The organism is Caldimonas thermodepolymerans, assembly GCF_015476235.1.
In the GTDB taxonomy this organism is placed as follows: Bacteria; Pseudomonadota; Gammaproteobacteria; order Burkholderiales; family Burkholderiaceae_C; genus Caldimonas; species Caldimonas thermodepolymerans.
Map to the genome: position 1 here is coordinate 343063 of NZ_CP064338.1, position 11080 is coordinate 354142.

Sequence of the window (11080 nt, forward strand, 5' to 3'; positions counted from 1 at the left end):
GCTCCCATGACCCGATTTCCTGGGAGCGGGCTACAGAAAAGAATAGAAGCACCTGAAGGGGATCTTCCGTTCGGCCCAGAAATCGGCCGCGTCGCGGAACACGTCCAGCAGCTGCTCGCGCGCCTCGCGGTCGAAGCGCGGGTTGTCGGGAATCTGCTCCAGCACGACGATGAAGCCCGGCTGCGGGCCGGCCTTGTGCACCAGGTCGGTCATGCAGTCGTACAGCGCGTCGAAGTTCTTGCCGAAGTGCGGCGGGAACAGGAACGACTCCGCGATGGTTTCCAGCACGTCCTGCTTGGTCTGGGCGTTGCCCAGGTTGGCGTACAGGAAATGCTGACCGGTGTCTTGCGCGGTCTGCATCAGGTCCTCGACGCGGAATGCGCGTATGGCCTGGACGATGTTCGGACGGACGGTCTGCAAAAGCATCACGATCCCCTTTTGAGTCACGATTCAGTCGACGATCCGGCGAAAGCTCGCGTAGTGGTCGTCGGTGTAGTAGCAGTTGTCAGGGGTGGTCGGGATCCTGCCGCCGCAGACGATGCGCCGGGCGCCGCGATGGCGCACGCCAGGCGTCTTCACGGTGTACTCGCGGTAGTAACCGCGCGGAGAGGCAGGCAGCAGCCGCTCGCGGTTGAAGAAGACCGTCCCGTCCTTCTCGTAAGGGAAGGGGCCTCCCTTGCGGATGAGTCGGTGGGTTTCCTGCGCCTGCCTGGGCAGCTCCGTCAACGCGACGGTGGGGAGACTGGCTGCTGCTTCCGGTACTACGCCCTTGGCAGGAGCGAGGCTCGGACTCAAGGCCGCCAGGACTGCTGCGACGACAGCGACTTTGACCTGCTGGAGCGACTGCTTCCGGACTGACCGAGCAGCGGATGCCACGGGTTTTCCCTGAAAACTGAAGGCAAGATGGTATCCGTTTAGGCCTTCAGGGGCAAGGTCGTGCCTCAATTTGCAGCAGTCCCCGAGTGCCCGGCAGGGAAATTTTGTGAGGGCACACTACCGCCAAACCATGCGATCCTGCACGGTGGCGTGCGCTTTTTTGCAGCACGGCTGCGGTGCCGGACGCGGCGCAGGGGCGTCCGGCACCGGCCTGGTGCGTCAGCGGGCGGCGTTGGCGTCCGCGACCGTCAGCGCGGTCATGTTGACGATGCGGCGCACGGTCGCCGAGGGGGTCAGCACGTGCACCGGCTTGGCCGCGCCCAGCAGGATCGGGCCGATCGCGATGCCGCCGCCGGCGGCGGTCTTGAGCAGGTTGTAGCTGATGTTGGCCGCGTCGATGTTGGGCAGCACCAGCAGGTTGGCCTCGCCGGTCAGCGTGCTGCGCGGCATCAGCTCCTGGCGCTGCTCGACGTCCAGCGCCAGGTCGCCGTGCATCTCGCCGTCGATCTCCAGCCAGGGCGCCTGCGCGCGGATCAGCTCGAGCGCCTGGCGCATCTTCACCGCCGAGGGCTGGTTGCTCGAGCCGAAGCTGGAGTGCGACAGCAGCGCCGCCTTGGGATGCAGGCCGAAGCGCATCATCTCCTCGGCGGCCAGGATGGTGATCTCGGCCAGCTGCTCGGCGGTCGGGTCGTAGTTGACGTGGGTGTCGACCAGCATCACCTGCCGCGACGGCAGGATCAGCATGTTCATGCAGGCGTAGACGTTGACCCCGGGGCGGCGGCCGATGACCTGGTCGATGTACTGCAGGTGCATGTGGGTGTTGCCCCAGGTGCCGCACAGCATGCCGTCGACCTCGCCCTTGTGCAGCAGCATCGAGCCGATCAGCGTCAGGCGCCGGCGCATCTCGATCTTGGCCAGCTGCGCCGTCACGCCCTTGCGCTCGGTCATGCGGTGGTAGGTCTGCCAGTAGTCGCGGTAGCGATGGTCGAACTCGGTGTTGACCACGTCGTAGTCGCGGCCCTCCTGCAGGCGCAGGCCGAAGCGCTCGATGCGCTGCTGGATGATCGCCGGGCGGCCGATCAGCGTCGGGCGCGCCAGCCCTTCGTCGACCACCACCTGCACCGCGCGCAGCACGCGTTCTTCCTCGCCCTCGCAGTAGACGACGCGCTTGCGCTCGGCCTTCTTGGCCAGCGAGAAGATCGGCTTCATCGTCGTGCCCGAGGCGTAGACGAAGCTCTGCAGCTTCTCGCGGTAGGCGTCGTAGTCCTGGATCGGGCGGCGCGCCACGCCCGAGTCGGCCGCGGCCTTGGCCACCGCCGGGGCGATGCGCATCATCAGGCGCGGGTCGAAGGGCTTGGGAATCAGGTACTCGGGGCCGAAGCTGAGCGTCGCGCCCGCGTAGGCGGCGGCGACCACCTCGCTCTGCTCGGCCTGGGCCAGGTCCGCGATGGCGTGCACCGCGGCGATCTTCATCGCGTCGGTGATGGTGGTCGCCCCCGAGTCCAGCGCACCGCGGAAGATGTACGGGAAGCACAGGACGTTGTTGACTTGGTTCGGGTAGTCGGTGCGGCCGGTGGCCATGATGGCGTCGTCGCGCACCTTCCTGACTTCCTCGGGCAGGATCTCGGGCGTGGGGTTGGCCAGCGCGAAGATGATGGGCTGGCGCGCCATCTTCGCCACCATCTCGGGCTTGAGCACGCCGCCGGCGGACAGGCCCAGGAACACGTCGGCGCCCTCGATGATCTCGGCCAGTGTGCGGGCGTCGGTCTTCTGCGCGAACATGGCCTTGTCCGGGTCCATCAGCTCGGTGCGGCCTTCGTAGACCACGCCGGCGATGTCGGCCACCCAGATGTTCTCGCGCGGCACGCCCAGCTTGACCAGCAGGTTCAGGCAGGCCAGCGCCGCCGCCCCGGCGCCGGAGGTCACCAGCTTGACCTGGCGGATGTCCTTGCCGACCAGCTTCAGGCCGTTGAGCAGCGCGGCACCCACGACGATCGCGGTGCCGTGCTGGTCGTCGTGGAACACCGGGATCTTCATGCGCTCGCGCAGCTTGCGCTCGATGTAGAAGCAGTCGGGCGCCTTGATGTCTTCCAGGTTGATGCCGCCGAAGGTGGGCTCGAGCGCGGCGATGATCTCGACCAGCTTGTCCGGGTCCTTCTCGTTGAGCTCGATGTCGAACACGTCGATGCCGGCGAACTTCTTGAACAGCACGCCCTTGCCTTCCATCACCGGCTTGGCCGCCAGCGGGCCGATGTCGCCCAGGCCCAGCACCGCGGTGCCGTTGGTCACCACCGCCACCAGGTTGCCGCGCGAGGTGTAGCGGAACGCGTTGACCGGGTCGCTGACGATCTCCTCGCATGCCGCGGCCACCCCGGGCGAATAGGCCAGCGCCAGGTCGCGCTGGTTGACCAGCGACTTGGTCGGCGCGATGGCGATCTTTCCGGGCGTGGGGATCTCGTGGTATTCCAGCGCGGCGCGACGCAGCTGGGCACGTTTCTCTTCGGGGGTGGGCATGGAGGATCCTCCGGGGTCGATACGGACTGCAGGTGCCGCGCGCGGCAGGTCGCTGAAAGCCGTTTGAAAGCCTGGAGCACCTGCGTCGCGAGGCAGGGGGGACGATTGTAGAAGCCCTTGTGTACGTTGCGACAAACGCCCGAGCGGGCGGCCGTGCGAGGCCGCGTGAGTGTGGCAAACGCGCCTCGTCCCGGCATGCGCAAAAGTGCGTACGGGCGACCGGCCGCCGCGTGGTCATAGTGCGGTCTGACGCGCGGCGCACCTACGGCCGCCCGCGCGACAATGTCATGATGCCCGCCGAACCGCTGCCGCCGCCCACGATCCGCAGCCTGCGCCGCGCCTTCCCCTGGATCGCGCTGGTGGGGCTGCTCGTGGTCGCGCAGACCGCCCTGGTGTGGCTGACGCTGGACTACGAGTCCTCGCAGGCCCAGGAAAGCGTCGAGACCGCCGCCGCGGAAGTCGCCAACGAGGTCAAGCAGAACCTCGCCCGCGACCTGCAGAGCCTGCAGGCGCTGCTGTGGAACGACCCGCCGCTGCCGCAGTGGCGTTCCGACACGACCGCGCTGCTGCGCGCGCGGCGGGAGCTGGTGCGCATCGAGCGCCGCGGGCTGGACTTCGGGCTGGAGGCGGCGGTCGAGTCGCCGTACCGCGCGCCGGTGTTCTCCCAGCTGGCGCGCGAGGACATCCTGATCGACGCCGAGGTCGCCTGCGCCAACGCACGGCGGCTGTCCGGCCCGGCCTATTCGCGCAGCTACTTCGTGCCCCTGCCCGGCGGCCTGGGCATCGAGCTGATGGACGTGTGCCTGCCGGTGCTGTCGCATTCGCAGCTGAGCGGCTACCTGATCGCCTCGTACTCGCTGCAGGGGCTGCTCGAGACCAGCGCGCGCGACAGCCGCAAGGGCTACGAGCTGGCCTTCGTCGAGGGCGACGGCACCCGGCTGGCCCGGCTGGGCAGCCTGGAGCGCGGGCGTGGCGTATTCGTCGCGCAGCGCATCATCGACCTGCCGGGCATCTCGCTGCAGCTGCGCCTGGACAGCGCCACCGGCAAGCCGGACCTGATCCCCAACCTGTCCACCGCGCTGGTGCTGGGCCTGTCGCTGGCGCTCGGGGCGGTGGTGGTGCTGCTGGTGCGCGACGTGCGCAAGCGCGCCGAGGCCGAGCGCGGGCTGGCCGAGGCGCTGGCGTTCCGCAAGGCGATGGAGGACTCGCTGGTCACCGGCCTGCGCGCACGCGACCTGGACGGGCGCATCACCTACGTGAACCCGGCGTTCTGCGAGATGGTCGGCTTCTCGGCCGAGGAGCTGATCGGCAAGATGACCGCCGAGGACCCGCCGCCGTACTGGCCGCCGGAGATGATCGCCGAGTACACGCGCCGCCAGAAAGGCCGCATCGCCGGCGAGGCGCCGCCGCGCGAGGGCTACGAGACGACGTTCATGCGCCGCAACGGCGAGCGCTTCCCGGTGATGGTGTTCGAGGCGCCGCTGGTCGACGGCAACGGCAAGCACGCCGGCTGGATGGGCGCGATGGTCGACATCAGCGCGCAGCGGCGCGTCGAGGAGCTGTCGCGCCAGCAGCACGAGAAGCTGCAGGCCGCGGCGCGCCTGGCGACGATGGGCGAGATGGCCTCGCTGCTCAGCCACGAGCTGAACCAGCCGCTGGCGGCGATCTCCAGCTACGCCACCGGCTCGCTGAACCTGATGCAGCAGGGCGAGACCGACCCGCAGACGCTGGGCATGATCATGCAGGCCATCGCGCGCATCGCCGAGCAGGCCGAGCGCGCCGGGCGCGTGATCAAGAGCGTGCACGACTTCGTGCGGCGGCGCGAGCACCTGCACGAGAGCATCCGTGCCGACCGCCTGATCGAGGCGGTGATGCCGCTGGTGAACCTGCATGCGCGCAAGACCGGCACCCGGGTCGAGATCGACGTGCCCAAGGCACCGGCGCCGGTGCCGCGCGTGGTGTGCGACCGCACGATGGTCGAGCAGGTGCTGCTGAACCTGGCGCGCAACGGCATCCAGGCGATGGACCAGGTGCCGCCGGAGCGCCGCGTGCTGCGCTTCAAGGCGCGCCAGCTGCATCCGCGCTGGGTCGAGTTCACCGTCATCGACCATGGCGTGGGCATCCCGCCCGAGGTGGCCGAGCGCCTGTTCACCCCGTTCTTCACCACCAAGCGCGAGGGCATGGGCCTGGGCCTGAGCCTGTGCCGCACGGTGGTCGAGCAGCACGGCGGCGTGCTGACCTTCGAGCCCCTGCCGGCCGCCGAAGGCAGCGGCACGCAATTTCGGTTTACTCTAGCGGCCGACGTCAACAGCGCGGCCAGCCGTGACGCGGCAGCCGGCCGGCCGGCCGAGCCGTCCACCAGCCCATGAGCCCGACACCCTCCTCAGCCATTCCCACGGTCTACCTCGTCGACGACGAGGATGTGCTGCGTGATGCGCTCGCGTGGCTGCTGCGCTCGCGCCGCCTGCTGTCCGAGGGCTATGCCTCGGCCGAGGCGTTCGAGGCCATGCTGGACCAGCGCAGCGCCCAGGGCCCCTACCTGCCGCAGGATCCGTGCTGCCTGCTGCTGGACGTGCGCATGCCCGGCATGAGCGGGCTGGCGCTGTTCGAGCGCCTGATCGAGCGCGGGCTGATCGAGGTGATGCCGGTGATCTTCCTGACCGGGCACGCCGACGTGCCGACCGCGGTCGCGGCGGTCAAGCGCGGCGCGTTCGACTTCGTCGAGAAGCCGTTCTCGGACAACGCGCTGGTCGACCGCGTCGAGCAGGCGCTGGCGCGCAGCGCCGAGGTGATCGCGCAGCGGCGCGAGATGCAGGACGTCGAACGCAAGCTGGCCGAGCTGACCGACCGCGAGCGCGACGTGATGCGGCTGGTGATCGCCGGCCGGCCGAACAAGCTGATCGCCGACGAGCTGGACATCAGCGTGCGCACGGTCGAGGTGCACCGCGCGCGGGTGTTCGAGAAGATGGACGTCAAGTCCGCCGTCGAGCTGGCCAACCTGCTGCGCGACGTCAAGCTGTAGCACGCCGCCCGCGGCCCGCCGGCGCAGGCGGGATGCGGTGACAATCGCGACATGTCCCTCGGCGAATTCGAACTGATCGAGCGCTACTTCATGCGTCCCGCGCGCCGTGCCGCGCTGGGCGTCGGCGACGACTGCGCGCTGCTGCAGCCGCGCCCGGGCATGCAGCTGGCCACCTCGGCCGACCTGCTGCTCGAGGGCCGGCATTTCCTGTCCACCGTCGCGCCCGAGCGGCTGGGCCACAAGGCGCTGGCGGTCAACCTCTCGGACCTGGCCGCCTGCGGCGCCGAGCCACTGGGCTTCCTGCTGAGCCTGGCGCTGCCCGCGGCCGAGCCGGACTGGCTGGAGCGCTTCGCGCGCGGGCTGTTCGCGCTGGCCGATGCGCACGGCTGCGAGCTGGTCGGCGGCGACACCACGCGCGGGCCGCTGGCGATCCACGTCACCGTGTTCGGCGAGGTGCCCGCGGGCCGGGCGCTGCTGCGCAGCGGTGCGCGTGCCGGCGACGACCTCTATGTCAGCGGCACGCTGGGCGATGCCCGGCTGGCGCTGGAAGCCTGGCGCGGCCGCGTCGCGCTGTCCGGCGAGGCCTTCGAGGCCACGCGCGTGGCGATGGAGCAGCCGCAGCCGCGCGTCACGCTGGGCGTGGCGCTGCGCGGCATCGCCAGCAGCGCGATCGACCTGTCCGACGGCCTGGTCGGCGACCTCGGCCACGTGCTGCGCCGCAGCGGCGCGGGCGCGACGCTGCAGGCCGACGCGCTGCCGCGCAGCGCCTGGCTGGCGGCGCAGCCGCCCGAGGTGCAGCGCCTGTGCACGCTGGCCGGCGGCGACGACTACGAGCTGCTGTTCACCGCCGCACCGGCGCAGCGCGAGGCGGTGCAGGCCGCCGCGGCGGCGACGGGCGTGCCGGTCACGCGCATCGGCACCATCGAGGCCGAGCCGGGCCTGCGCGCCGTCGATGCCCAGGGGCGGCCGGTCCCGCTGGCGCTTTCGGCTTTCGACCATTTCCGCCCATGAACCCCGTCGACGTCTCCGATCCCGCGTCCGCCGCGGCGGCGCCCGTGCGCGCCAGCGCGCGCTTCATGTGGCGCCATCCGGCGCACTGGATCGCGCTCGGCTTCGGCAGCGGCCTGAGCCCGGTCGCGCCGGGCACGGTGGGCACGCTGTGGGGCTGGGTCAGCTTCGTCGTGCTGGACCTGTGGCTGACCGACCCGCAATGGGCCGTGGTGCTGCCCGCCGGCTTCGCCATCGGCTGGTGGGCCTGCACCGTGACGGCGCGCCACCTGCGCCAGGCCGACCCGGGCGCCATCGTCTGGGACGAGATCCTGTGCTTCTGGCTGGTGCTGTGGATGGTCACGCCGCCAGGCGGCGCACAGACCTGGTCGGCGGCGTGGACCCAGCTGTGCGCGTTCGCCTGGTTCCGCTTCTTCGATGCCGTCAAGCCGGGCCCGGTGGCCTGGGCCGACGCGCGCTGCAAGGGCGGCGGCTGGCGCGGCGGATTCGGTATCCTGTTCGACGATCTCGTCGCCGCCGGCTGCACGCTGCTGGTGTTCGCGCTGTGGCGCGTCTGGTGGTGAGTCGGGCGCTCGGGCAGGAGGGACACGCATGGGCAGTCTGGGACTGGAACGGCTGGTGGAGGTGCAGGCGCTGGACACGCTGCTGACGCAGCTGGGGCTGGCGCTGACCGCGCGCGGCCTGAAGCTGGTGACCGCCGAGTCCTGCACCGGCGGGCTGATCGCCGGCGCCTGCACCTCGATCGCCGGCTCGAGCGACTGGTTCGAGCGCGGCCATGTGACCTACTCCAACGAGGCCAAGACCGAGCAGCTGGGCGTGCCGGCCGAGGTGATCGAGCGCCACGGCGCGGTCAGCCGCGAGGTCGCGATGGCGATGGCGCTCGGCGCCCTGCAGCACTCGCGCGCGCAGGTCGCGGTGGCGGTCACCGGCATCGCCGGCCCGGGTGGCGGCACGCCCGCCAAGCCGATCGGCACGGTGTGGTTCGGCTTCGCGATCGGGCAGGACTTCGTGCAGACCGAGGTGATGCTGTTCCCGGGCGACCGCGGCCAGGTGCGCGCGGCCACCGTCAAGCACGCGCTGGTGCGGCTGCTGTCGCTGGTCAGCCAGCGCTGAGCGGGCGCGCCGTACAGTACGGCGTCATGAGCCTCCTGCTTGCCGGCCGCCAGGAGACCCTGGCGCCTTACCTCGACGAACTGCAGCGCCTGCTGCCCGACGAGCGCATCGTCCTGTGGTCGCCCGACCTGCCCGAGGCCGAGCGCGAGCACATCGACATCGCCGTGATCGGCAACCCGCCGCCGGGCTGCCTGCAGGGGCTGCCGCGGCTGCGCCTGATCCAGTCGCTGTGGGCCGGCGTGGACCGGCTGCTGGCCGACGCCTCGCTGCCGGCCGACGTGCCGCTGGCGCGCATGGTCGACCCGGCCATGAACGTCGCGATGGCCGAGACCGCGCTGTGGGCCGTGCTGTCGCTGCAGCGCGGCTGGTTCGACTGCCTGGAGCAGCAGCGCCGCGGGCAATGGCGCGTGCCGCCGCAGCCGCGCGCCGACGAGGTGTGCGTGGGCGTGCTGGGGCTGGGCCAGATGGGCCGCACGGTGGCCGCGCGGCTGGCGGCCAACGGCTACCGCGTGCTCGGCTGGAGCCGCAGCGGCGCGCAGCTGCCCGGCATCACCGCGCTGCACGGCGACGCCGGCCTGCAGCAGCTGCTCGGCGAGGCGCACATCGTCGTGAACCTGCTGCCGCTCACGCCGGCCACGCGCGGGCTGTTCGATGCCGCCACCTTCGCGCGCATGCGAGCGGGCGCGAGCCTGGTCAACCTGGCGCGCGGCCAGCACGTGGTGGACGAGGCGCTGCTGGCGGCGCTCGATGCCGGCCACCTGCACCGCGCGGTGCTGGACGTGTTCCACGTCGAGCCGCTGCCGCCCGGGCATCCGTACTGGCAGCACCCGCGCGTGGTGGTGCTGCCGCATGCGGCGGCGCAGACCGACCCGCGCAGCGCCTGCCAGGTGGTGGCCGACAACGTGCGGGCGCTGCGGTGCGGCGCGCCGCTGGCGCACCTGGTCGACCGCGCGCGGGGGTATTGAAGGGAACGCCGGCTCAGGGCAGCAGCGCGAGCCGCCCGCGCAGCGTCGGGCCGGCCACGGCCTCGGTGGCCATCAGCGCCAGCCGGCGCAGCGCCGCCCAGGGCTCGAGCGGCCAGTCGGGGTGCTTCAGGCCCTTGACCAGGCCGTCGCAGATCGCCGCCGCGTCCAGCAGCGCCAGCACGCCGGTGTCGCTCAGGCGCGGCACGGCGCGTTCGAACAGCTTTTCCTTGACGCCCCAGACGCGCTGGTCGCGCAGCGCCACCGGCAGCGGCCGGCCGGCGGCCAGCGCGTCCTTGACCCGCTTGAGCGCGCGGATGTCCTCGGCCAGCGTCCAGTGCACCAGCACCGGCGCCTCGCCCTCGGCCTCCAGGCCGTCGAGGATGCGCAGCACGCGACCGGTCTGCCCGGCCAGCACCGCCTCGGACAGCTTCGCGACGTTGTAGCGCGCCACGTTCAGCACCGCCGCCTCGATCTGCTCGAAGCTCAGTTCGCCGGCGGGGTAGAGCAACCCCAGCTTCTGGATCTCCTGGTGCGCGGCAAGCAGGTTGCCCTCGACCCGGTCGGCGAAGAAGGCCAGCGTGCGCTGGCCGGCCTCGCCCGGCTGCACGCGCTGGCCCTGGGCCGCCAGGCGCTGCGCGATCCATTGCGGCAGCACCTTGCGCTCGACCGGGTCGACGCGCACGGTCAGCCCCGCGCCGTCCAGCGCGGTGAACCAGGCGCTCTTGAGCGCGGCCTTGTCCAGGCGCGGCAGCACCACCAGCGTGACCACGTCCTGGGACAGCGCCTCGCAGTAGCGCTGCAGCGCCTCGGACCCCTCCTTGCCCGGCTTGCCGCCCGGGATGCGGATCTCGATCAGGCGCCGGTCGGCGAACAGGCTCAGCGCCTGCGCGGCGCCGAGCAGCCCGCCCCAGTCGAAATGGGCGCCGACCACGGTGTGCACGGTGCGCTCGGTGTGGCCGGCCGCGCGCGCGGCGGCGCGGATCGCGTCGCAGGCCTCCTGGGCCAGCAGGGGCTCGTCGCCGTGGATGGTGTAGAGCGGGCGCAGCCCGCGCTGCAGGTGGGCGTCGAGCTGGTCCAGCCGCACCTGCATCAGAGCTCCACCGCGGCCAGGCGCCGCATGACCTGGGCGACGATGTCGCGCCGCATGTCGCGCACCAGCTCGGCTTCCTCGCTTTCCTTGCCGAGCGCGTCGGTCTCGTTGTAGCTGAGCAGCTGCGAGAGCACCAGCTCGGTCTCGGGGATGAGCTCGCGCCCGGCGGCGGTCAGCAGCCGGAAGCGCAGCCGGGTGCGCAGCGTGATCTCGCGCACCTGGCCGGCCGCGGTGCTGGCGCTGGCGCTGCGGCTGACGCGGTCTTCCAGCACCTCCAGCACCACCTGGGCGTCCTTGGCTGATTCGACCACCCGGACGTCCGGCGCGGCTGCCAGCTGCCGGCGCAGCTCGTCGCCGATCTCCGAGCGCTGCGCGAAGCCCAGCTTGATGGTCTGGAACGCGAAGCGGTAGTCTCCGCGCAGCCGGAACCCGCAGCCGGCCAGCAGCAGGGCCGGCAGGGTGCCCAGCAGCAGCGTGCGGCGCGTCGGCATG

The 11080-nt window shown here is 71.4% G+C and carries 11 protein-coding genes; 6 read left to right on the forward strand and 5 right to left on the reverse strand.

The window, feature by feature from the left end; genetic code table 11:
* Positions 1–30: 30 nt before the first annotated feature.
* The 3 genes from IS481_RS01695 to IS481_RS01705 form a co-directional block, all read right to left on the reverse strand.
* Positions 31–426 (reverse strand): barstar family protein, encoded by a 396-nt coding sequence (locus IS481_RS01695; protein ID WP_104357702.1) that lies wholly within the window; start codon positions 424–426, stop codon positions 31–33.
* 24 nt (positions 427–450) lie between these two features.
* On the reverse strand, positions 451–876 hold the full coding sequence (locus IS481_RS01700) for a guanyl-specific ribonuclease (RefSeq protein WP_419186833.1): 426 nt from the start codon (positions 874–876) through the stop codon (positions 451–453).
* Positions 877–1095: 219 nt separating this feature from the next.
* Entirely contained in the window at positions 1096–3390 is a 2295-nt protein-coding gene (locus IS481_RS01705; protein ID WP_104357701.1) for an NADP-dependent malic enzyme, read from the reverse strand.
* Positions 3391–3677: 287 nt separating this feature from the next.
* Between IS481_RS01705 and IS481_RS01710 the strand changes: the two genes are divergently transcribed.
* The 6 genes from IS481_RS01710 to IS481_RS01735 are packed head-to-tail and all read left to right on the forward strand — an operon-like array spanning position 3678 to position 9498.
* Positions 3678–5759, forward strand: coding sequence for an ATP-binding protein (locus tag IS481_RS01710; protein ID WP_104357700.1), 2082 nt, complete (start codon positions 3678–3680; stop codon positions 5757–5759).
* Entirely contained in the window at positions 5756–6412 is a 657-nt protein-coding gene (locus IS481_RS01715) for a response regulator transcription factor (RefSeq protein WP_104357699.1), read from the forward strand. Before IS481_RS01710 ends, IS481_RS01715 begins: the two co-directional genes overlap by 4 nt.
* A gap of 51 nt (positions 6413–6463) precedes the next feature.
* Positions 6464–7423, forward strand: a complete 960-nt coding sequence (thiL, locus tag IS481_RS01720; RefSeq protein ID WP_104357698.1) for a thiamine-phosphate kinase — start codon at positions 6464–6466, stop codon at positions 7421–7423.
* Complete coding sequence (locus IS481_RS01725; RefSeq protein WP_104357697.1) at positions 7420–7983, forward strand: phosphatidylglycerophosphatase A family protein; 564 nt, start codon at positions 7420–7422, stop codon at positions 7981–7983. The genes thiL and IS481_RS01725 overlap by 4 nt, the downstream gene beginning before the upstream one ends.
* A gap of 28 nt (positions 7984–8011) precedes the next feature.
* Positions 8012–8533, forward strand: coding sequence for a CinA family protein (locus IS481_RS01730; protein WP_104357696.1), 522 nt, complete (start codon positions 8012–8014; stop codon positions 8531–8533).
* A 26-nt stretch (positions 8534–8559) separates the two neighbouring features.
* On the forward strand, positions 8560–9498 hold the full coding sequence (locus tag IS481_RS01735) for a 2-hydroxyacid dehydrogenase (RefSeq protein ID WP_104357695.1): 939 nt from the start codon (positions 8560–8562) through the stop codon (positions 9496–9498).
* Positions 9499–9511: 13 nt separating this feature from the next.
* Here the strand turns inward: IS481_RS01735 and holA are convergent, their stop codons facing one another.
* Together holA and IS481_RS01745 are read right to left on the reverse strand one after the other, a co-directional pair.
* Positions 9512–10588 (reverse strand): DNA polymerase III subunit delta, encoded by a 1077-nt coding sequence (holA, locus tag IS481_RS01740; protein ID WP_104357694.1) that lies wholly within the window; start codon positions 10586–10588, stop codon positions 9512–9514.
* Positions 10588–11079: an LPS-assembly lipoprotein LptE gene (locus IS481_RS01745; RefSeq protein ID WP_104357693.1), complete on the reverse strand. Its 492-nt coding sequence runs from the start codon at positions 11077–11079 to the stop codon at positions 10588–10590. The genes holA and IS481_RS01745 overlap by 1 nt, the downstream gene beginning before the upstream one ends.
* Position 11080: the final 1 nt, after the last annotated feature.